Annotated in this window: 17 protein-coding genes; 5 read left to right on the forward strand and 12 right to left on the reverse strand. The window is 56.8% G+C overall.

Annotated features, from left to right (window positions below; genetic code table 11):
* Positions 1 to 12: 12 nt before the first annotated feature.
* Positions 13 to 2,595 carry an autotransporter outer membrane beta-barrel domain-containing protein gene (locus FFB58_RS16010; protein ID WP_286172788.1) on the reverse strand — a complete coding sequence of 861 codons (2,583 nt, stop codon included), beginning with the start codon at positions 2,593 to 2,595 and terminating at the stop codon, positions 13 to 15.
* Between the two features lie 124 nt (positions 2,596 to 2,719).
* Here FFB58_RS16010 and FFB58_RS23085 point away from each other — a divergent pair, with 124 nt between their 5' ends.
* The 4 genes from FFB58_RS23085 (at position 2,720) to folA (ending at position 6,263) form a co-directional block, all read left to right on the forward strand.
* The gene (locus FFB58_RS23085) at positions 2,720 to 2,878 is read left to right on the forward strand and encodes a hypothetical protein (protein ID WP_286172789.1); all 159 of its coding nucleotides are present in this window, start codon (positions 2,720 to 2,722) and stop codon (positions 2,876 to 2,878) included.
* Between the two features lie 402 nt (positions 2,879 to 3,280).
* Positions 3,281 to 3,811, forward strand: a complete 531-nt coding sequence (kefF, locus tag FFB58_RS16015; protein WP_039030413.1) for a glutathione-regulated potassium-efflux system oxidoreductase KefF — start codon at positions 3,281 to 3,283, stop codon at positions 3,809 to 3,811.
* On the forward strand, positions 3,804 to 5,669 hold the full coding sequence (kefC, locus tag FFB58_RS16020; RefSeq protein ID WP_138370413.1) for a glutathione-regulated potassium-efflux system protein KefC: 1,866 nt from the start codon (positions 3,804 to 3,806) through the stop codon (positions 5,667 to 5,669). Before kefF ends, kefC begins: the two co-directional genes overlap by 8 nt.
* 114 nt (positions 5,670 to 5,783) lie before the next feature.
* Positions 5,784 to 6,263, forward strand: coding sequence for a type 3 dihydrofolate reductase (gene folA / locus FFB58_RS16025; protein WP_039030411.1), 480 nt, complete (start codon positions 5,784 to 5,786; stop codon positions 6,261 to 6,263).
* Positions 6,264 to 6,307: 44 nt separating this feature from the next.
* Here folA and apaH read toward each other — a convergent pair whose 3' ends face one another.
* Genes apaH through lptD form a run of 6 tightly spaced genes read right to left on the reverse strand, consistent with a single transcriptional unit; the run spans position 6,308 to position 13,032 of the window.
* On the reverse strand, positions 6,308 to 7,156 hold the full coding sequence (gene apaH, locus FFB58_RS16030; RefSeq protein WP_138370414.1) for a bis(5'-nucleosyl)-tetraphosphatase (symmetrical) ApaH: 849 nt from the start codon (positions 7,154 to 7,156) through the stop codon (positions 6,308 to 6,310).
* A 2-nt stretch (positions 7,157 to 7,158) separates the two neighbouring features.
* Positions 7,159 to 7,536, reverse strand: coding sequence for a Co2+/Mg2+ efflux protein ApaG (gene apaG / locus FFB58_RS16035; protein WP_039030409.1), 378 nt, complete (start codon positions 7,534 to 7,536; stop codon positions 7,159 to 7,161).
* Positions 7,537 to 7,539: 3 nt separating this feature from the next.
* Complete coding sequence (gene rsmA / locus FFB58_RS16040; protein ID WP_039030408.1) at positions 7,540 to 8,361, reverse strand: 16S rRNA (adenine(1518)-N(6)/adenine(1519)-N(6))-dimethyltransferase RsmA; 822 nt, start codon at positions 8,359 to 8,361, stop codon at positions 7,540 to 7,542.
* On the reverse strand, positions 8,358 to 9,344 hold the full coding sequence (gene pdxA, locus FFB58_RS16045) for a 4-hydroxythreonine-4-phosphate dehydrogenase PdxA (RefSeq protein WP_138370415.1): 987 nt from the start codon (positions 9,342 to 9,344) through the stop codon (positions 8,358 to 8,360). Before pdxA ends, rsmA begins: the two co-directional genes overlap by 4 nt.
* On the reverse strand, positions 9,344 to 10,630 hold the full coding sequence (gene surA / locus FFB58_RS16050; protein WP_138370416.1) for a peptidylprolyl isomerase SurA: 1,287 nt from the start codon (positions 10,628 to 10,630) through the stop codon (positions 9,344 to 9,346). The genes pdxA and surA overlap by 1 nt, the downstream gene beginning before the upstream one ends.
* 53 nt (positions 10,631 to 10,683) lie before the next feature.
* On the reverse strand, positions 10,684 to 13,032 hold the full coding sequence (lptD, locus tag FFB58_RS16055; protein ID WP_138370417.1) for an LPS assembly protein LptD: 2,349 nt from the start codon (positions 13,030 to 13,032) through the stop codon (positions 10,684 to 10,686).
* Positions 13,033 to 13,272: 240 nt separating this feature from the next.
* Between lptD and djlA the strand changes: the two genes are divergently transcribed.
* Entirely contained in the window at positions 13,273 to 14,091 is an 819-nt protein-coding gene (gene djlA, locus FFB58_RS16060; RefSeq protein ID WP_039030404.1) for a co-chaperone DjlA, read from the forward strand.
* Positions 14,092 to 14,131: 40 nt separating this feature from the next.
* Here djlA and rluA read toward each other — a convergent pair whose 3' ends face one another.
* The 5 genes from rluA to araA form a co-directional block, all read right to left on the reverse strand.
* Positions 14,132 to 14,791 carry a bifunctional tRNA pseudouridine(32) synthase/23S rRNA pseudouridine(746) synthase RluA gene (gene rluA, locus FFB58_RS16065; protein ID WP_039030403.1) on the reverse strand — a complete coding sequence of 220 codons (660 nt, stop codon included), beginning with the start codon at positions 14,789 to 14,791 and terminating at the stop codon, positions 14,132 to 14,134.
* A gap of 12 nt (positions 14,792 to 14,803) precedes the next feature.
* Positions 14,804 to 17,710 (reverse strand): RNA polymerase-associated protein RapA, encoded by a 2,907-nt coding sequence (gene rapA, locus FFB58_RS16070; protein WP_039030402.1) that lies wholly within the window; start codon positions 17,708 to 17,710, stop codon positions 14,804 to 14,806.
* A 129-nt stretch (positions 17,711 to 17,839) separates the two neighbouring features.
* Positions 17,840 to 20,197, reverse strand: a complete 2,358-nt coding sequence (polB, locus tag FFB58_RS16075) for a DNA polymerase II (RefSeq protein WP_138370418.1) — start codon at positions 20,195 to 20,197, stop codon at positions 17,840 to 17,842.
* Positions 20,198 to 20,361: 164 nt separating this feature from the next.
* The gene (gene araD / locus FFB58_RS16080; RefSeq protein ID WP_138370419.1) at positions 20,362 to 21,057 is read right to left on the reverse strand and encodes an L-ribulose-5-phosphate 4-epimerase; all 696 of its coding nucleotides are present in this window, start codon (positions 21,055 to 21,057) and stop codon (positions 20,362 to 20,364) included.
* Between the two features lie 51 nt (positions 21,058 to 21,108).
* The gene (gene araA, locus FFB58_RS16085; protein ID WP_039030399.1) at positions 21,109 to 22,611 is read right to left on the reverse strand and encodes an L-arabinose isomerase; all 1,503 of its coding nucleotides are present in this window, start codon (positions 22,609 to 22,611) and stop codon (positions 21,109 to 21,111) included.
* Positions 22,612 to 22,616: the final 5 nt, after the last annotated feature.

Raw genomic sequence — 22,616 nt, forward strand, 5'->3', positions numbered from 1 at the left:
GCGGAAAAGGCCTTACCAGCGGTGATTTAACAGGATATGGCCGCCGTAGGCGTCATAGCTGTTTTCGCCCCATTCGCCGCTGGCGCGCAGGGAGATCAGCGTGGTTTCGTTCAGCTTGCCGGTTACGCCCAGCTCCAGCTGGCCGCGGTCGTCCGGGGTGTCGTTGCTGAACGCTTCGCCGTTAAAGGCCAGGTCATTCTGTCCGGCTCCTTTCAGCCAGTTCACCGCCACATACGGCTGCCACGCCTGTACGTCTTTCTGGTTAAAGTAGCTGGATTTCACACCCAGGCGACCCAGTATGCTGTCGTTATCGAGGGTGGTGATACGTACGCCGTCGGCATCAGTATGATCGTCCTGATCAAGATAGCTGTAGACCGCCTGGATCTGCGGCTCGATTTTCCAGGTTCTCTCGTTTTCTGAATCCACAATCCACGCATGGCCTGCTTCCAGCGACACGGCAAAGCCGCTGCTGTTGTAGGATTCATTGTCACGTCCGTCGCTTCTCAGCTTGTTGTGATACCAGCCGTAAGAGGCCCAGCTGTCGATATAGCTGCCTTTACGCAGCTGCTGATCTTCCTGCCATGTCGCGTATACCCCGAAGTTCACACCATCGACCTTGCCGTGCGCGGAACGCTTGCTGCCCACCGAGGTGGAGTCGGTTTTGGCCTGGCCTGCACCAAACATCATCCCGCCATGCAGTACGCCGGTATCCAGCTGTTTGCTGATGAAATCGCTGCCGACCTGCATGACGTACTGGGTGGTGTCGTAGTTTACTTTCCCGCCCGCCACGTCGTTGTCATGATAACGGCCTTTGACATACATCCAGGTGTTCAGATCGTCGGCGTCGCGGAGGGTGAGCTGATCGCGATCGTCACGCTTATGCAGGAACATGCCCTGGGCGGCCAGATAGTTGCCGAGATAGGCGCCGACTTCAGGAGCCATCACCTCAGGATTGGCCTGCTTTTTGTCATCGTTATTACCGTTACCGCCACCATTGTTGTCACCGTTTCCGCCGTTGTTGTTATCTCCGCCGTTGTTGTTATCTCCGTCGTTGTCGGTGCTGCTGCCGTCATCATCGTCGCCGTTGTTCTGACCATCATCTGAAGGTGGCGTTTTCGATTCCAGGTACCAGTTGCCATCGCTCTTCTGATTCAGGTTGTATTCCCAGGCGCCCACCACGGCAGGTTTCGCCAGGGTAAAGGCCGCATCAGAGTTTCCGCCGACGTTGATAATTTCTATCCCGTTGACCGTCTGCGCCCCGAGGCCGCCAATATTGTTGAGTTTGATGCCTGACTGACCCGCGCTGTTGCCGGTGATGGTCAGATGATCGGTCCGGGAACTGTCATCGCCCAGGATGCTGTTCATGACGATCTTGCTGCCGCTCTGGCCGGTATAGTCGCCGTTGACGGTGAATTTATTGCCGACGTGGTCGTTGAGGCCGCTGATTTGCAGCGTGCCGCTGTTGTTGACGTTGCCGTTGATGGTGTTGGCCGTTGTGGAAAGGGTGTCGTTATTGCCGGATACCGCATTCCACGAGGCCAGCACGCCGCCGCTCAGGATATCAACGTTGTTGTTAACAGCCCCTGCGCTGGCGAAGGTGGCGCCATCCGCTACCGTCACGGTCGCGGTGTTGCCTGCGCTGCCAAGCGTTGCGCCTTCCGCAACCAGCGTCGTGCCGCTGTTCAGAAGCGTATTGCCCGCATAGCTGTTATTGCCGGACAGTATTAACGTATGGGCATCCATTTTTTGCACGTTGCCGCTACCGGTAATGTCCGTCGCGAAAGTGGAGTCGGAGCCCTGATTAAAGATCAACGTGCCGTTATTGCTCACTGTGCCGGTCAGCAAGCCGGTTTTTGTATTACCGTCACCCAACTGCAGCGTAGCGCCGTTGGCAATCAGGGTATTTCCGGCACTGTTTTTTACGTCGCCTGCGAGCGTCAGTTTGCCCGTATTGACCTTGATCGAGTCGCCGGAGCCGATGACGTCGACATTGCCGGTCAACGACCAATCTTTTCCATCCATGGTCAGTGACGCAAAACCGTCACCGGCATTCAGACCGCGGAAATTGCTGTCCTCATCACCCGTACCATGTAAGGTGAGCGTGTTGCCGGAGGAGTTTGTGGAGATGACATCGCCAATAAGCTGAGAGCCAGTTTCCAGAGTCAGGGTGTTATTTTGGGTGCTCTGGAAAGTAATTGCACTGGCATTGCCCTCTATCACGCCGGAGTTGATAAGCTGAAGTCGGTTATTGTCGGAGGTGATAATGCCGTTTTCTTTGCCATTAATTGTTCCGTTATTCTCAATTTTACTTTTGCCTGCGATATGCAGCTCAACACCGTTTCCGGCAGTGCCTTCAATGTGGCCAGCATTATTGAGCGTAATACCTGCGTCGGAATAAAGCGCTGTTTTACCTTTGATGATTCCTGTTTTGGCATTCGCAACGTTAAAGCTGCCGGAATTTTCGTGAACTTGAATACCTTTCTCTGCGCCTGTAATTTTCCCGGCGTTGCTTATCTCTCCCCCCATATCGATGACGGTAATACCGTTGGCATTGGTGGAGTTAATAACCGCATTCTCCTGATTAATGATCTGCATGGTCTGGCCGCCGGTCGCAATGTAAAGTCCGTCATGCGCACCGGTTATCTCACCATTGTTCGTTACGCTGCGAACGGTACTGCCAGAGATCGTCACAGAGGGATCAACAGTATCAGGGGAAATGATGACACCTTTATTAATGATGTACTCAATATCCGAAGAAAAAAGCTGGGCTTTATCTGTTGAACCACTAATTGTGGTTTCAGCAGATACCATTAGTGGAGTGAATGCAATTAACGCTGATAATGCTGGAAAAAGACTTTTAAGAAATGTTGTCGTCTGATTTAATTGCGGTGTTCTTGTTTTCATTGCCACATCCATTTTGTGATTATAAAAATGTCTATTTAGATAACAACTTTTTAACTATCTGTTTTTTTAAGACTTAAATGGCAGCTTAAAAGCAAAATTATTGGTTCTTAACTATTTCTTGTATAGCTATTCATTTTAAATTTTTGATTAATTTTAATTTAATTATTCCATTGCTTTTATTATTTCTGATTAATGGGTTTGAATAATAAATATTATATTTTCTTGATATATTTTTAATGGAAATGATTATTCTGACCAGAAAGTGATTTATCAATCTTTGCGGTTAACCCCGGCAAGGGCACAGAGCCCTTCAAACGCCTCCCTTTCCTGTCTACACTGACTCTTACAACAAGAAAGCAGTTAAACCAGGTTAATCATGATACTCATTGTCTATGCGCATCCTTATCCGCACCATTCCCATGCGAATAAGCGGATGCTTGATCAGGTAAGGACACTTGAAGGGGTGGAAATCCGCTCTCTTTATCAACTCTATCCGGATTTCAATATCGATATCGCCGCCGAACAAGAGGCGATATCCCGTGCCGATCTCATCGTCTGGCAGCATCCGATGCAGTGGTACAGCATACCGCCGCTGCTGAAGCTGTGGATCGATAAGGTGTTCTCTCACGGCTGGGCATACGGCCATAACGGCAGGGCGCTGAAGGGCAAAAGTCTGCTCTGGGCGGTGACCACCGGTGGCGGTGAAAGCCATTTTGATATCGGTTCTTTCCCGGGGTTTGAGGTGCTGGCGCAGCCGCTGCAGGCCACCGCGCTCTACTGTGGGCTGAACTGGCTCCCGCCGTTTGCCATGCACTGCACGTTCGTCTGCGACGACGAAACCCTTCAGGCGCAGGCGCGTCACTATAAACAACGTTTACTCGACTGGCAGGAGGCGCACCATGGATAGCCATACGCTGATTCAGGCGCTGATTTACCTGGGCGCCGCGGCGCTGATTGTGCCCGTTGCCGTGCGCCTTGGGCTTGGCTCGGTGCTGGGCTATCTGATCGCCGGCTGCGTCATTGGCCCGTGGGGGCTACGGTTGGTCACCGATGCCGAGTCGATTCTGCACTTTGCGGAAATCGGCGTAGTGCTGATGCTCTTCGTCATCGGTCTGGAGCTGGATCCGCGTCGCCTGTGGAAGCTGCGCGCCTCGGTATTTGGCGGCGGGGCGTTGCAGATGCTGGCCTGCGGCCTGCTGCTGGGCGGGTTCTGCATCCTGCTGGGCATGGACTGGAAAGTGGCGGAGCTGATCGGCATGACCCTGGCGCTCTCGTCCACGGCCATCGCCATGCAGGCCATGAATGAACGCAACCTGACGGTTTCCCAGATGGGGCGTAGCGCCTTTTCGGTGCTGTTGTTCCAGGATATTGCCGCTATTCCGCTGGTGGCGATGATCCCGCTGCTGGCTACCTCCGGAGCGTCTACGACCCTGGGCGCCTTTGCGCTTTCAGCATTAAAAGTCGTCGGGGCGCTGACCCTGGTGGTACTGCTGGGCCGGTACGTCAGTCGACCATTACTGCGTTTTGTTGCCCGTTCCGGCCTGCGGGAAGTGTTCAGCGCCGTGGCCCTGTTCCTGGTCTTCGGTTTTGGCCTGATGCTGGAAGAGGCCGGGCTCTCTATGGCGATGGGCGCGTTCCTGGCAGGCGTGCTGCTGGCGAGCTCCGAGTATCGCCACGCGCTGGAAAGCGATATCGAGCCCTTCAAGGGCCTGCTGCTGGGGCTGTTTTTCATCGGCGTGGGGATGTCCGTTGACTTCGGGACGCTGGTGACCCATCCGCTGCGCATCGCCATCCTGCTGGTGGGCTTCCTGGTCATTAAAATGGCCATGCTCTGGCTGGTGGCTCGCCCGCTGAAGGTTCCAGCAAAACAGCGTCGCTGGTTTGCGGTGCTGCTGGGCCAGGGGAGTGAGTTTGCGTTTGTGGTCTTTGGCGCAGCGAACATGGCGAACGTGCTCGATCCTGAATGGGCGAAGGCGCTGACGCTGGCGGTCGCACTGTCGATGGCGGTAACACCGCTGCTGCTGGTGGTGTTGACGCGACTGGAGGCCGCCGACAGTGGTCAGCAGCACGAGGCTGATGAAATTGACGAAGAACAGCCGCGGGTGATCATCGCCGGGTTTGGTCGCTTCGGCCAGATTGCAGGCCGTCTGTTGCTCTCCAGCGGCGTCAAGATGGTCATCCTCGATCACGATCCTGACCACGTTGAAACCTTGCGCAAGTTTGATATGAAGGTCTTTTATGGCGATGCCACCCGGGTTGATCTGCTCGAGTCCGCCGGGGCGCAGAAGGCCGAAGTGTTAATCAACGCAATAGACGATCCGAAGAACAGCCTGCAGCTGGCGGAGCTGGCGAAGACGCATTTTCCGCATCTGAGGATCATCTCCCGCGCACGCGATGTTGATCATTACATCCAGCTCCGCCAGATGGGTATCGACGCGCCGGAGCGTGAAACCTTCGAAGGTGCGCTCAAATCCGGTCGGCTGGCGCTGGAAAGCCTCGGTCTCGGGGCTTATGAGGCCCGCGAGCGCGCCGATCTGTTCCGCCGGTTTAATACGGAGATGGTCGAAGAGATGGCGGCGATGGTTGAAAACGATGCTACCTCGCGCGCGGCAGTGGTGAAACGCACCAGCGCCATGCTGACGGAGATCATCAATGAAGACCGAAATCACCTCTCGCTGACCCAGCGTCATGGCTGGCAGGGAACCGAAGAGGGTAAGCATACCGGCGATCCGCAGGATGAGCCGGAGAGTAAACCTGTAGCGTGAAGCGGGGTTGCCAGCAAATATAAAAAATTTCCTGTTCTTTACTCTGCCGCCAGTCGACGAAAGATTAAGCTTTCCGTATAGTGGCGGCAATTTTTTGCATCCGGGAAATAACCAATGATCAGTCTGATTGCGGCGCTTGCGGTAGATCGCGTGATTGGCATGGAAAACGCCATGCCGTGGAATCTGCCTGCCGATCTCGCGTGGTTTAAACGTACAACGTTGAACAAGCCGGTAGTAATGGGTCGCCTGACCTGGGAGTCAATCGGGCGCCCGTTGCCGGGCCGTAAAAACATCGTAATAAGCAGCCAGCCCGGCACCGATGAGCGGGTTGAGTGGGTTAAATCCATTGACGAAGCCATTGCTGCCTGCGGCGATGCTGAAGAGATAATGGTGATTGGCGGGGGGCGCGTGTATGAGCAGTTCCTGCCGAAAGCGCAGAAGTTATATCTGACCCATATTGATGCTGAAGTGGAAGGGGATACCCATTTCCCGGACTACGATCCTGACGAGTGGGAATCGGTATTCAGCGAATTCCACGACGCTGACGCGCAAAATTCGCATAGCTACTGCTTCGAGATCCTTGAACGCCGCTAATCTGTTAACTGCACCTTTCCCGCCGGGAGAGGTGCAGCTCTCTTCTACGACGCTACTGCTTCATTCTCACCTGAATCCTGGTGCCGGTTCGAAGGCTGCATAAAGTAGGCTTTATCTTCCCAGCGCAGACAGGTGAGTTCTCCGCCCCAGCAGCAACCCGTATCCAGCCCATAAATGCCTTCAGGCGTGCCTCTCCCTTCCAGCGATGCCCAGTGTCCGAAGATCACGCTGTACTGGTCCGTCACCGGCCCGGGGATAGCAAACCACGGCTTGAGCGGGGTCGGCGCGTTTTCCGGCACATCCTTGCAGTACATATCCAGCTGACCGTTCGGGAAGCAGTAGCGCATGCGGGTAAAAGCGTTCGTGATAAAACGCAGGCGCGCAACGCCGCTCAGCTCCGTGCTCCAGTTGTTGGGCATGTCGCCATACATGGCATCGAGGAAGAACGGGTATGAGTCGCTGGCGAGCACCGCTTCGACGTCACGGGCGCACTCTTTTGCGGTTTGCAGATCCCACTGGGGGGTAATGCCCGCGTGGGCCATCACCAGCTTTTTCTCTTCATCGATCTGTAGCAGCGGCTGGCGACGCAGCCAGTTAATCAGCTCATCGGCGTCAGGCGCATCCAGCAGCGGGGTGATCCTGTCTTTCGGTTTATTACGGCTGATCCCGGCATAGACGGCCAGCAGATGCAGGTCGTGGTTGCCAAGGACTATCCGTACGCTGTCGCCCAGAGATTTAACATAGCGCAGGACGTCCAGCGAGGCAGGGCCGCGGGCAACGAGATCGCCCGTAAGCCACAGCGTGTCTGTACCCGGGGTAAAATCCACCTGCTTTAACAATGCGATCAGTTCATCGTAGCAACCGTGAACGTCGCCAATGAGATATGTAGACATGTTTAGTGAATGAGTGTTGGTACAGCCAGACGGAAAACAGGAATGGCAATGCGGAATGCATTACCCTCGGCATCGACCATTTCATAATGGCCTTGCATGGTACCCAGCGGCGTTTCGATTACCGCGCCGCTGGTGTACTGATACTCTTCGCCGGGCGCAATGTGCGGCTGTTCACCCACCACACCTTCGCCCTGCACTTCAATTTCACGGCCGTTGCCGTTGGTGATAAGCCAGTAACGCCCCAGCAGCTGCACAGGGGTTCGCCCGAGATTGCGAATAGTCACGGTGTAAGCAAAAACAAAACGTTCTTCATCCGGCGTGGATTGAGACTCGATATAAAGGCTTTGCACCTGAACACATACGCGGGGCGAATTAATCATGGCTTAGCTCTCCTTCGGCGGCGCATTTTCGCTGATGTAATTAGCCAGCTTGCAGTACTGTTCTACGGAAATGTTCTCCGCACGCATTGCCGGGTCGATACCCAGCCCGGCTAACACTTCAACGGTAAACAGATTGCCAAGGCTGTTACGAATCGTTTTACGACGCTGGTTAAAGGCTTCGGTGGTGATGCGGCTCAGCACGCGCAGCTCTTTGACCGGATACGGCTTCGTTTTATGCGGCACCAGGCGCACCACCGCAGAGTCAACTTTCGGCGGCGGCGTAAACGCTGACGGCGGCACTTCGAGTACCGGGATCACGTTACAGAAATACTGTGCCATCACGCTTAAACGACCATACGCTTTACTGTTCGGCCCTGCAACCAGTCGATTAACGACCTCTTTTTGCAACATGAAGTGCATGTCCGCAATGGCATCAGTATAGCTAAACAGGTGGAACATCAGCGGCGTGGAGATGTTATACGGCAGGTTGCCGAAAACGCGCAGCGGCTGACCCATTTTCTCCGCCAGTTCGCCGAAGTTCATGGTCATGGCATCCTGCTGATAAATCGTCAGCTTTGGCCCAAGGAACGGGTGCGTCTGCAGGCGGGCTGCCAGATCGCGGTCCAGTTCGATGACGGTCAGTTCATCGAGGCGCTCGCCAACCGGTTCGGTCAGTGCAGCCAGACCCGGCCCGATCTCGACCATCGCCTGGCCTTTTTGTGGATTGATAGCCGAAACAATACTTTCGATCACGAACTGATCGTTGAGGAAGTTTTGCCCGAAACGTTTACGGGCTAAATGGCCCTGGTGGACGCGATTATTCATTGAGTATTAACAATCATTTTGATGGCGAGATTAAGCGCCGTAATAAAACTGCCGACATCCGCTTTTCCCTGGCCTGCTAAATCGAGTGCAGTACCGTGGTCAACAGAAGTTCGAATAAAGGGTAAACCGAGGGTGATATTCACGCCGCGGCCAAAGCCCTGGTATTTTAGCACGGGAAGGCCCTGATCGTGGTACATCGCCAGCACGGCGTCGGCATGATCAAGGTATTTCGGCTGGAAAAGGGTATCCGCAGGCAGCGGCCCGCTGAGATTCATTCCCTGAGCACGCATCTCATCCAGTACCGGAATGATGGTGTCGATCTCTTCCATTCCCATATGCCCGCCTTCGCCCGCGTGCGGATTCAGGCCACACACCAGCACGTGCGGACTGGCAATACCGAATTTGGTGCGTAAATCGTGATGCAGAATGGCGATGACGTCGCGCAGCAGATCCGGCGTAATGGCGTCGGAAACGGCTTTGATCGGCAGGTGCGTGGTGGCCAGAGCAACCCGCAACTCCTCGGTTGCCAGCATCATCACCACTTTAGGGCTGTGCGAACGCTCTTCAAAAAATTCAGTATGACCGGTAAAGGCCACGCCGGCGTCGTTGATCACCCCTTTATGAACGGGGCCGGTGATCAGCGCGGCAAATTCCCCGCTCAGACAGCCATCACAGGCGCGCGCCAGCGTCTCCACCACATAATGGCCATTCTCGGTACTCAGTTGACCTGGGATAACCGGGGCACGTAGCGGAATGGGTAACAGCGTTAAGGTACCCGCTTGCTGGGGGAGGGGGGCGTTTTCAGCCTGATACGGCAGAAGCGTGAGCGGCAGATTAAGCTGCTTCGCCCGCGCTTCGAGCACGCTGGCATCGGCACAGATCACAAGTTCGACCGGCCAGCTGCGCTGGGCAAGCTGGACGACCAGGTCGGGACCAATCCCGGCGGGTTCGCCGGGAGTGATGACAACACGATGTTGTTTCATTAGTTGCTCAGAACTTTGACGTAGGCGCTGGCGCGTTGTTCCTGCATCCAGGTCGCTGCTTCTTCAGAGAACTTACGGTTGAACAGCATGCGGTAGGCGCGATCTTTGTGCGCCGCATCGGTTTTATCCACGTTACGGGTGTCCAGCAGCTCAATCAGGTGCCAGCCGAAGGTGGAGTGAACCGGGTCGCTCAACTGACCTTTGTTCATTTTCATCAGCGCATCGCGGAAGGCCGGATCGTAAATATCCGCTGCCGCCCAGCCCAGATCGCCGCCCTGATTGGCTGAACCTGGATCCTGGGAGAACTCTTTCGCCGCGTTAGCGAAGGAGGTTTTTCCGCTGCGGATGTCGGCGGCAATCTGCTGCAGTTTCGCCCGCGCCTGATCGTCATTCATCAGCGGGGAAGGTTTCAGCAGAATGTGGCGGGCATGCACTTCGGTAACGGAGATGCTCTGGCTCTGACCGCGCAGATCGTTCACTTTCAGAATGTGGAAGCCAACGCCGGAACGGATTGGACCCACGATATCGCCTTTTTTCGCGGTGCTCAGCGCCTGGGCAAAGATAGAGGGCAGCTCCTGAATACGACCCCAGCCCATCTGGCCGCCTTTCAGCGCCTGCTGGTCAGCCGAATAGGTGATCGCCAGTTTACCGAAATCACCGCCGTTACGCGCCTGATCGACGATAGAGCGAGCCTGGCTTTCCGCCTCGGCTACCTGGTCAGAGGATGGGTTTTCTGACAGCGGGATCAGGATGTGGCTCAGGTTCAGTTCGGTGCTGGCATCGTTCTGATTGCCAACCTGCTTAGCCAGCGCATCCACTTCCTGCGGCAGGATGGTGACGCGACGACGCACTTCGTTATTACGCACTTCTGAAATCAGCATCTCTTTGCGGATCTGATTACGGTAGGTCGAATAGCTGATGCCGTCATAGGCCAGACGGCTGCGCATCTGGTCGGCGGACATGTTGTTCTGCTTCGCAATGTTGGCGATAGCCTGATCGAGCTGCTCATCAGAGATCTTCACACCCATCTTCTGACCCATCTGCAGAACGATCTGATCCATGATCAAACGTTCAAGGATCTGATGACGCAGTGTGGAATCATCCGGAAGTTGCTGACCTGCCTGACCCGCGTTGAGCTTCACAGACTGCATTAAACCATCAACGTCGCTCTCAAGTACCACACCGTTGTTCACAACGGCAGCGACTTTGTCGACAACCTGTGGGGCCGCGAAGCTGGTATTCGCGACCATAGCGATACCGAGCAGCAGCGTTTTCCAGTTCTTCATACTTTTTCCATATCAATTAACCGCAAAGCGGATTACGTGTTAAATCAAGTACATCATAAGGAACTACGGTACGGCAGAATCGGTGAGCGCAGCATCTGCTGAGTACCCAGACCATAGTTCGAACTCAGGCCACGCAGCTCGATGTTAAAGCCGATGACGTTATCGTACTCGCTCTGACCTTTGTCAGGATCCCAGCCGTTCAGCTTACGCTCGTAACCGACGCGGATCGCGTAACAGCAGGAGTTATACTGCAGACCCAGCATCTGATCCGCCGACTTACTCTGATTGGTGTCAAAGTAGTACGCGCCGACGATTGACCAGCGATCGGCAATAGGCCAGCTTGCCGTGCCACCCACTTGCGAAATGCCCTCTTTGTACTGTTCGGCCGTCGAGAAGTTAGGTAACGTTGCCTGGATATACTCCGGGCTGGCGTAACGGTAGCTCAGCTGCACCATACGGTCTTCATCACGGCGATACTCAACGGTGGCACTGCTGGTGGCAATGTTATCCAGACGCGTATCGTACTGCAGGCCGCCACGCAGCCCCCAGCGATCCGTCATGCGCCAGTAGGTATCACCCGCCCAGACCAGGGAGCCGGTTTTGTCGTTTTTCTCCCAGTTGATGTTGTCATCGCCAGTACGCGATTCGGTGAAATAGTAGATTTGACCAATGGAAGCATTAAAACGTTCAACCGCAGCATCATCAAATACGCGGGTTGTGACACCGGTGGTCACCTGGTTAGCCGAGGCAATGCGGTCCAGACCACCGTAAGTACGGTCGCGGAACAGGCCGCTGTAGTCGGATTGCAGCAGGGATGAGTCGTAGTTATTGATGTTGCTCTGATCGCGATACGGCACGTACAGGTACTGCGCGCGCGGCTCCAGCGTCTGGGTGTAACCCTCGCTCCAGTTCATGTCGCGCTCGAAGATGAGCTTACCGTCCATCTTGAACTGCGGCAGCGTACGGTTTACGGACTCTTCAAGATGGGTACCGTTATTGGCGTTGTACGTCTCCAGATTATCCTGCTGATAGTGGGTCGCCATCAGCTTCACTTCGGTATCCAGGCTCGCCCAGTCGTTTGACACCGGCAGGTTAATGGTCGGCTCAAGGTGAATACGCGTCGCTTCCGGCATATCGGAGTTGGTATTGACGAAATGCACGGCCTGGCCGTAGATGCGGGTATCAAACGGACCGACGTCGTTCTGGTACCAGTTGACGTCCAGCTGCGGTTCCGCACCGTAGGTGCTGGCGTTCTGGCTGCTGAACACCTGGAACTGACGGGTCGATACGGTAGCGTCAAAGTTTTTGACCGCGTAGCCTGCGCTGAAGATCTGCGTGGCGTAGCCGTCGGTACTTGAACCGTATTTCGAGGTGAAATCGTTGAAATAATAAGGATCGCTGACTTTGGTATAGTTAACGTTGAAGCGCCATACCTGATCCATTACCCCGGCGTGCTGCCAGTAGTACAGCCAGCGGTGTTTATCGCCTTCTGTTGGATGCTCGTCCTGGAAGACCTTATCCGATGGCAGATAGTCCAGCTCCATCAGACCTTCACCCGCTTGCGTCAGATAGCGGAACTCGTTTTCCCACATGATGTTGCCGCGCTTGTGGATATAGTGCGGCGTGATCGTGGCGTCCATGTTGGGCGCGATGTTCCAGTAGTACGGCAGATAGAACTCAAAATAGTTTGAGGTGCTGTACTTGGCGTTGGGGATCAGGAAACCTGAGCGACGTTTATCGCCCACGGGTAACTGCAGATACGGGCTGTAAAAGACCGGTACCGGGCCGAGCTTAAAGCGGGCGTTCCAGATCTCCGCCACCTGCTCTTCGCGGTCGTGGATCACTTCGCTACCGACCACGCTCCAGGTATCTGAGCCTGGCAGACAGGAGGTAAAGGTCCCGTTCTCAAGAATGGTGTAGCGGTTTTCACCGCGCTGTTTCATCAGGTCGGCTTTACCGCGGCCCTGACGGCCTACCATCTGGTAATCACCTTCCCAGACGTTAGTGTCCTTGGTATTCAGGTTTGACCAGGCTTTCGGACCTTTCAGGATGACCTGATTATCGTCATAGTGCACATTACCCAGCGCATCCACCGTTCGTACCGGTTCGGCCGCGCCTTCTGGCTGTTTCTGGTGCAACTGAACTTCATCGGCCTGCAGGCGGCTGTTGCCCTGGTTAATATCTACATTCCCGCTAAACACGGCGTCGTCAGGATAGTTCCCTTTCGCGTTGTCAGCGGTGATGGTAACCGGTAGCGTGTTCGTATCACCCTGAACCAGCGGGCGATCATAGCTGGGAATACCCAACATACATTGCGAGGCGAGATCGGCTGCCAGACCCTGTTGACTATACAGAGCCGTAGCTATCATCGTGGCCAGGAGGGTGGGGATACGTTTTTTCATACGTTTTATTTATTGTTCCGTCATCAGTGGCTTATCGCTGGCAAACGGTCAGAGACTATCTTACTCATCATCACAGTGCCAGCGTTAATCCTGCCCGTAAACAAGCCATGGTGATAGGCTCGTTATTGAATGACGAGTATGATAATGCAAATTATAGGCGATGTCCTTCACTTGACCGTGGCCAGGCCACCGGAATGATGGCGTTGCGCTGGTTTAAATACATCACCATTTGGGGAGTATATGCAGTATTGGGGAAAAATTATCGGCGTGGCGTTCGCTTTACTGATGGGCGCGGGCTTCTGGGGTATCGTTCTGGGGCTGCTTATCGGCCATATGTTTGATAAAGCACGAAGTCGTAAGATGGCCTGGTTCGCCAACCAGCGTGAACGCCAGGCGCTTTTTTTTGCGACGACGTTCGAGGTTATGGGCCATCTGACCAAATCGAAAGGGCGGGTGACCGAGGCCGACATCCACATCGCCAGCCAGTTTATGGATCGCATGAACCTGCACGGCGACTCCCGGGCGGCGGCGCAACACGCATTTCGTATCGGCAAGGCGGACAACTATCCCTTGCGCGAAAAAATGCGTCAGTTCCGCAGTATCTGCTTCGGGCGCTTCGACTTAATTCGGATGTTTCTGGAGATTCAAATCCAGGCAGCGTTTGCCGACGGTTCGCTCCACCCGAACGAACGAGAGGTGCTGTATGTCATCGCCGAAGAGTTGGGCATCTCCCGAACCCAGTTCGATCAGTTCCTGCGCATGATGCAGGGCGGGGCGCAGTTTGGCGGCGGCTATCAGCAACAGCAGGCGGGCGGTGGCGGCTGGCAGCAGGCGCAGCGCGGACCAACCCTGGAAGATGCCTGTAACGTGCTGGGCGTGAAGCCGACCGATGAGCCAACGACCATCAAGCGCGCCTACCGCAAGCTGATGAGCGAGCATCACCCGGATAAGCTGGTGGCGAAAGGGTTACCGCCAGAGATGATGGAGATGGCGAAGCAAAAAGCGCAGGAAATTCAGAAAGCCTACGAGCTCATTAAAGAGCAGAAGGGTTTTAAATAAGAGGATATGCCCGGCAAGCGTCGTGCCGCCGGGCAAGTCGTCAGAAATCCGCCGGTGCCTTAAAGGTCATCGGCGTGCCATATTCCGGATGGGTGATGGTGAGCATCTCAGCGTGCAGCTGCAGGCGCGGCGCCATGGCCAGTGCTTCTGGCGTGGCATAAAAGCGATCCCCCAGAATTGGATGGCCCAGCGCCAGCATATGCACGCGCAGCTGGTGCGAGCGACCGGTAATGGGTTTTAACAGCACGCGGGCGCTGTTGTCCGCCGCGTACTCCAGCACTTCATACTCGGTTTGCGCCGCCTTGCCGGTCTCGTAGCAGACCTTCTGCTTCGGGCGATTAGGCCAGTCGCAGATAAGCGGCAGGTCAACCAATCCTTCAGACGGCTGTGGGTGTCCCCAGACGCGCGCAAGGTACTGCTTCTTCGGCTCGCGCTCACGAAACTGACGCTTCAGCTCGCGCTCTGCCGCCTTGGTCAGCGCCACCACAATCACACCGCTGGTCGCCATGTCCAGACGGTGGACGGACTCTGCCTGCGGATAATCGCGCTGCACGCGCGTCATCACGCTGTCTTTGTGCTCATCCAGCCTGCCCGGCACGGACAACAAGCCGCTCGGCTTGTTGACCACCATAATGTGCTCATCCTGATACAGAATGACCAGCCACGGATCCTGCGGCGGATTGTAGGGTTCCATCAACATGTTTCGCTCCGCTTACTGATGCGTCACAACGATAAGGCGCAGCGCATCAAGACGCCATCCTGCCTGCTCGAGGCTCTCAAGCACCTGCTGGCGATTGGTTTCAATCGCCGCCAGTTCATCGTCACGAATATTCGGATTCACCGCACGCAGGGCCTCCAGACGCGACAGCTCCGCCGACAGTTTTTCATCCGCTTCGCTACGCGCTGCGTCAATGAGGGCCCGCGCCGCTTTCTCGATCTGAGGTTCACCCTGCTGGAGAATGGTATACACGTCCTGCTGCACCGCGTTTACCAGCTTGCTGCCGGTATGGCGATTCACCGCGCTCAGCTGACGGTTAAAGCTTTCAAACTCGACCTGCGCCGCCAGGTTGGTGCCGTTCTTATCCAGCAGCAGACGTACAGGTGTGGCCGGCAGGAAGCGGTTGAGCTGCAGCTGTTTCGGCGCCTGGGCTTCAACCACGTAGATCAGCTCCAGCAGCAGGGTGCCGACCGGCAGAGCCTTGTTCTTCAGCAGCGAAATGGTGCTGCTGCCGGTGTCGCCGGAGAGGATCAGATCCAGACCGTTGCGGATCAGCGGATGCTCCCAGGTGATGAACTGCGCGTCTTCGCGGGAAAGCGCCACATCACGCTCGAAAGTGATGGTGCAGCCATCTTCCGGCAGGCCCGGGAAGTCCGGCACCAGCATATGGTCGGACGGGGTCAGCACAATCAGGTTCTCGCCGCGATCGTCCTGGTTGATACCGACGATATCAAACAGGTTCATGGCGAAGCTGATCAGGCTGGTGTCGTCATCCTGCTCTTCAATGCTCTCGGCCAGCGCCTGGGCCTTTTCGCCGCCGTTAGAGTGGATCTCCAGCAGACGGTCGCGGCCCTGTTCCAGCTGCGCTTTCAGGGCGTCATGCTGTTCACGGCAGGTTTTGATCAGATCGTCGAAACCGTCGGTGTTTTCCGGTGAGGCCAGATAGCCTGTCAGCTCGCTGTGCACGCTGTCGTAAATGGTACGGCCGGTCGGGCAGGTATGTTCGAACGCATCCAGCCCTTCGTGGAACCAGCGTACCAGCACGGACTGGGCAGTTTTTTCCAGATACGGGACGTGGATCTGAATGTCGTGCGCCTGACCGATACGATCCAGACGACCGATACGCTGCTCCAGCAGATCCGGGTTGAACGGTAAATCGAACATCACCAGACGGCTGGCGAACTGGAAGTTACGCCCTTCGGAGCCGATTTCGGAGCAGAGCAGCACCTGCGCGCCGCTGTCCTCTTCGGAGAACCATGCCGCCGCGCGGTCGCGTTCGATAATGGACATGCCTTCATGGAACACCGCTGCGCGAATACCTTCCCGCTCGCGCAGGACCTGCTCCAGTTGCAGCGCGGTAGTGGCTTTGGCACAGATAACCAGCACCTTCTGGGAACGGTTGGCGGTCAGATAACCCATCAGCCATTCAACGCGCGGATCGAAGTTCCACCAGGTGCCGCTATCGCCTTCAAATTCCTGATAAATCTGTTCCGGATAGAGCATATCCCGGGCGCGCTCTTCCGCCGTTTTGCGTGCGCCCATGATGCCGGAGACCTTGATGGCCGTCTGGTACTGGGTTGGCAGCGGCAGACGGATGGTGTGCAGCTCGCGTTTCGGGAAGCCTTTCACCCCGTTACGGGTGTTACGGAACAGGACGCGGCTGGTGCCGTGGCGGTCCATCAGCATGGAGACCAGCTCCTGGCGAGCGGCGTCGGCGCCGTCACGATCGCTGTTGGCGGCCTGCAGTAACGGCTCGATATCCTGTTCACCAATCAGATCGCTCAGGGTGTTGAGCTCTTCGTTGGAGAGGTGTTTGCCTGCCAGCAGCAGGGCAACGGCGTCGGCCACCGGGCGGTAATTTTTCTGCTCTTCGACAAAGAGGTCAAAGTCATGGAAACGGTTTGGATCCAGCAGGCGCAGACGCGCAAAGTGGCTCTCCAGACCCAGCTGTTCCGGGGTTGCGGTCAACAGCAGCACGCCAGGCACGCGCTCGGCCAGCTGTTCAATCGCCATATATTCGCGGCTTGGGGCATCGACGCTCCACACCAGATGGTGCGCTTCATCGACCACCATGATGTCCCATTCGGCATCGCACAGGTGCTCAAGACGCTGCTTGCTGCGGCGCACGAAGTCCAGGGAGCAGATCACCAGCTGTTCGGTTTCGAACGGGTTATCGGCATCGTGCTGGGCTTCGGCGTAGCGCTCGTCGTCAAACAGGGAAAAACGCAGGTTGAAGCGACGCAGCATCTCCACCAGCCACTGGTGCTGCAGGGTTTCTGGCACCACAATCAGCACGCGCTCGGCCGCGCCGGAGAGCAGCTGTTGATGCAAAATCATGCCCGCTTCGATGGTTTTACCTAAGCCGACCTCATCCGCCAGCAGGACGCGCGGCGCATGGCGACGGCCCACGTCATGAGCGATGTTTAGCTGATGGGGGATCAGGCTGGTGCGCTGGCCGCGCAGGCCGCTCCAGGGCATACGGTACTGCTCGCTCTGGAACTTACGCGCGCGGTAGCGCAGCGAGAAGCGATCCATGCGGTCAATCTGACCGGCGAACAGGCGATCCTGAGGCTTGCTGAACACCAGCTTGCTGTCGAGCAGCACTTCGCGCAGCATCACATCGGTCTCGTCGGTATCAAGACGGGTACCAATATAGGCGAGCAGTCCATTCTCTTCTTTTACGTCTTCAATCTTCAGCTGCCAGCCTTCATGGCTGGTAACGGTGTCGCCCGGGTTGAACATCACGCGGGTCACAGGGGAATCATTGCGCGCATACAGACGGTTTTCACCGGTGGCGGGGAAAAGGAGAGTCACCATACGCGCATCAAGCGCCACGACAGTTCCTAACCCAAGTTCGCTTTCTGTGTCGCTGATCCAGCGTTGACCAAGTGTAAAAGGCATATTTGTTCGGCTCTAATCTTTAATTGCAGGCAATAGTTGAACCACCGTCCAGAAATGACGGTAATCGAATAATGGGTCCGGGAATGGAAAGGGCGCTATGGTACTGGATGGCAGCGATTTCGTCACCTGTCAAAATAGCCCCAACTGACCTGTCATCAGTGTAGCAAAGTCGTCGTCCATGAACGGTAAAATTCCCTCCGCGACGGGCTGTAGCTGGCGCGTAAGGTAGTGGTCATAGTCAAGGGGCGAACGCTGATAATCCACCGGCTCCGGGCCGCTGGTGGTCCAGACATATTTGATGGTGCCGCGGTTCTGATACTGCGGCGCGCGCCCGAGGCGGACGTTCTCTTCATCGGCAAGCCGGGCGGCGCGAACGTGGGGCGGGACGTTGCGCTGATACTCCGCCAGCGGGCGGCGCAGGCGCTTGCGGTAGACCAGCTGCGCATCCAGTTCGCCCGCCATCAGGCTGGCGATGGTTTCGCGCACAAACTCCTGATAGGGCTCGCGACGGAAGATTTTCAGATAAAGCTCCTGCTGGAAGCGCTGCGCCAGCGGGGTCCAGTCGGTACGCACGGTTTCCAGCCCTTTGAACACCATCCGCTGCTTTTCCCCCTCCTGGATAAGCCCGGCGTAGCGTTTCTTGCTGCCCTGATCGGTTCCCCGGATGGTGGGCATTAAAAAGCGGCAGAAGTGGGTCTCATATTCCAGCTCCAGGGCGCTGGTCAGGCCAGCGTTCTGCAGTTGGGTTCGCCACCAGCTGTTAACGTACTCCACCAGCGACCGGCCGATGGCGGCAGCCTCCGCTTCGCTTTTCGCGCCCTTCAGCCAGACGAAGGTGGAGTCGGTGTCGCCATAAATCACGTCATAGCCCTGAGACTCCACCAGCACTTTGGTCTGGCGCATGATCTCATGGCCGCGCATGGTGATCGACGAGGCCAGGCGCGGATCGAAGAAGCGGCAGGCGCTGGTGCCAAGCACGCCGTAAAAGGCGTTCATAATGATCTTCAGGGCCTGGGAGAGCGGTTTATTACCGTGGCGTTTGGCCTCTTCACGCCCGTACCAGATCTGGCTGACGATCTCCGGCAGGCAGTGTTTTTCCCGGGAGAAGCGCGCCCCGAGGAATCCTTCGGTGCTGTGCTGCTCATCCGGTTGTGCGAGGCCTTCCACCAGCCCGACCGGATCGATAAGAAAGGTGCGAATGATCGACGGATAAAGGCTTTTATAATCCAGCACCAGCACCGAGTCGTACAGGCCGGGGCGGGAGTCCATCACGTAGCCGCCGGGGCTGGCCTGGGGCGGCACGTCACCGAGATTCGGGGCCACATAGCCCGCCCGGTGCATGCGCGGAAAGTAGAGATGGCTGAAGGCGGCCACCGAGCCGCCGTGCCGGTCGACCGCCAGGCCATTGACCGTGGCGCGCTCCAGCAGAAACGGCATGATCTCGGTTTTGTGGAAAATGCGCGTGACCAGCTCGCAGTCTTTCAGGTTATAGGTGGCCAGAGCAGGTTTATCTTCCGCGAACCGGCGGTCAATTTCGTCCATCCTGTCCCACGGGTTGTCGATGGATTTGCCCTCGCCGAGCAGTTCCTGCGATACCGACTCCAGCGAAAATGACGAGAAGCTCCAGAACGCCGATTTCAGCGCCTCGATGCCGTCGATAATCAAGCGCCCGTTAGCCTGGGCAAAGAAGACGCCGTTTTTAAACCCGTGCTCTCGCCACTCCAGCTCGCTGTTGCCGCGCCCGAGCAGGAGAGGAATGCGGTAGCGTTCGGCGTGTTTTTGTAGAACCCGCAAATCAAACTGCACCACGTTCCAGCCGATGATGACGTCCGGATCGTGCTGCGCAAACCAGGCGTTAAGTTTCTCGATCAGCTGCGGGCGGCTGTTGACGTACTCCAGCTGAAAATCGAGCCCGGAGGCGTCCCCATTCGCCGGGCCCAGCATATAGACAACCCGCTGGCCGCAGCCTTCAATGCCGATGCAGTAGAGCTCGCCGTGGCGGGTGGTTTCAATATCCACCGACGCCCATTTCAGGGGCGGGCGATAGTGCGGGTTGGGCTTGAGGCGGGCATCGATCAGCCGACTGCCCTGGGGCGTACCGTCCACCCACGCCGGGGCGGTGATAAAGCGCTCCATCAGAAAGCGCTCCGGGGGACGAACATCGGCTTCGTACAGGGTCACGCCCGCCTCGCGGAGCAGCTTTTCATAGCGCATCAGCTGGCGATGGGCGCGGCAGTAGAGGCCGTACACCGGACGGCGGTGGAAATCTTTCAGTTCAAGCGGGGTCAGCCGCCAGCCGTTTTCAGCCTGCAGCAGCTGGCGGGCTTTTTCGACGTCAGGCTCAGGAATAAACGCGACGGACTCCTGGGCAGGCAGGGTGACGTTCAGCGGACCGTTATCGGTCGCCAGCCAGAATTCAACTTCGGTACCCTGGGGCGTATCCCGCCAGTGCCGGGTGAGTAAAAAGCCTTGTTGCGCCTGCGCCACGCCGTTCTCTCATAAAACAAAACCAGGCCTGATTATAGCCTGGTTGCGGGTGTATTGCTGGGGTTTTATACAGTTATCCCCTCACCCTAACCCTCTCCCCAGAGGGGCGAGGGGACGATTACACCCTCTCCCCTTTGGGGAGAGAACCGGGGTGAGGGGTGTTTTTACTGCCCGTAATACGCCTTCGCGCCGTGCTTGCGCAGATAATGTTTATCCAGCAGGGTTTGCTGCATATCCGGCAACTGCGGCGCCAGCTGACGGCAGAAGATGCCCATATAGGCCACCTCTTCCAGCACAATGGCGTTATGCACTGCGTCTTCGGCGTTTTTACCCCAGGCAAACGGGCCGTGAGAGTGAACCAGCACCCCCGGCATCTGCGCGGCGTCGATTCCCTGTTTCTCAAAGGTTTCGACAATCACGTTACCGGTTTCCCACTCATACTCGCCGTTGATCTCGGCATCGGTCATCTTGCGGGTGCAGGGGATGGTGCCATAGAAGTAGTCGGCGTGGGTGGTACCGGTCGCCGGGATCGGCTGCCCTGCCTGCGCCCAGATGGTGGCGTGACGGGAGTGGGTGTGAACAATGCCGCCAATCGACGGGAAAGCCTGATACAGCAGGCGATGGGTTGGCGTATCGGAGGAGGGCTTTTTCTTCCCTTCCACCACTTCGCCGGTGGCGAGACTGACCACTACCATGTCGTCGGCGGTCATCACCCGGTAGTCGACGCCGGACGGTTTAATCACGAACACGCCTGCTTCGCGGTCGACGGCACTGACGTTGCCCCAGGTCAGGGTAACGAGGTTATGTTCCGGCAGGGCCAGGTTAGCTTCAAGCACCTGACGTTTGAGATCTTCCAGCATGTATCCTCCAGGAAAAAAGGCCCGCCCTGCGGCAGGCCAAAGGTTCCCCTGTTAACGTTTTGAACCGTAGTAGACTTCGTTCCAGCGCAGCGCATCTTTAAAGGCCGGCAGACGGGTGTCGTTATCAATGACCGTCAGTTCGATGTCGTGCAGCTCCGCGAACTGACGCATGTCGTTGAGATCCAGCGCATGGCTGAAGACGGTGTGGTGCGCGCCGCCCGCCACGATCCAGGCTTCGGACGCGGTCGCCAGATCCGGCTGGGCTTTCCACAGGGCGTTGGCGACCGGCAGTTTCGGCAGGGAGTGCGGGGTTTCAACGGCGTCAACGCAGTTCACCAGCAGGCGGAAACGATCCCCCAGATCGATCAGGCTGGCGTTGATGGCCGGGCCGGTACGGGTGTTGAAGATCAGACGCGCCGGATCGGCTTTGCCACCGATGCCAAGATGCTGCACGTCAAGGATCGGTTTTTCATCCACGGCGATCGACGGGCAGACTTCCAGCATGTGCGAGCCCAGCACCAGATCGTTGCCGTTCTCGAAGTGGTAGGTGTAATCCTCCATAAAGGAGGTGCCGCCCTGCAGACCGGTCGACATCACTTTCATGATGCGTAGCAGAGCGGCAGTTTTCCAGTCGCCTTCACCGGCAAAGCCGTAGCCCTGCTGCATCAGACGTTGTACCGCCAGGCCCGGCAGCTGCTTGAGGCCGTGCAGATCTTCGAAGGTGGTGGTGAACGCATGGAAGCCACCCTGTTCCAGGAAGCGCTTCATCCCCAGCTCAATACGGGCCGCATCCAGCACGTTCTGGCGCTTATCCCCGTTAACCTGTGCCGCCGCCGTCAGGCGATAGCTGCTTTCGTACTCATCCACCAGCGCATTAACGTCGCCGTCGCTGATTTCATTGACCACCTGCACCAGATCGCCCACCGCCCAGGTGTTGACGGAAAAACCAAACTTAATCTGCGCGGCCACTTTATCGCCGTCGGTCACCGCCACTTCGCGCATGTTGTCGCCGAAGCGCACCACTTTCAGCTGACGGGTATCCTGTTTCGATACTGCCTGGCGCATCCAGGAACCGATTCGCTGATGAGCCTGTTTGTCCTGCCAGTGGCCGGTTACCACCGCGTGCTGTTGGCGCATACGCGCGCCGATGAAGCCGAACTCACGGCCGCCGTGTGCGGTCTGGTTCAGGTTCATAAAGTCCATGTCGATGCTGTCCCACGGCAGCGCCGCGTTGAACTGGGTATGGAACTGCAGCAGCGGTTTGTTGAGGATGGAAAGACCGTTGATCCACATCTTGGCCGGGGAGAAGGTGTGCAGCCACACCACCAGGCCCGCGCATTTATCATCGTAGTTGGCGTCGCGGCAGATGTGGGTGATTTCATCCGGGGAGGTCCCCAGCGGTTTAAGCACCAGCTTGCACGGCAGTTTTGCTTCCGCATTCAGGGCATTGACCACATGTTCTGCATGCTGTGTTACCTGGCGCAGGGCTTCCGGCCCGTAAAGATGCTGGCTACCAATCACAAACCACACTTCATAATTATTAAAAATCGTCATTATCG

The sequence above is a fragment of the Enterobacter sp. MF024 genome, from assembly GCF_005843915.1.
Lineage (GTDB): Bacteria > Pseudomonadota > Gammaproteobacteria > Enterobacterales > Enterobacteriaceae > Enterobacter > Enterobacter barmai.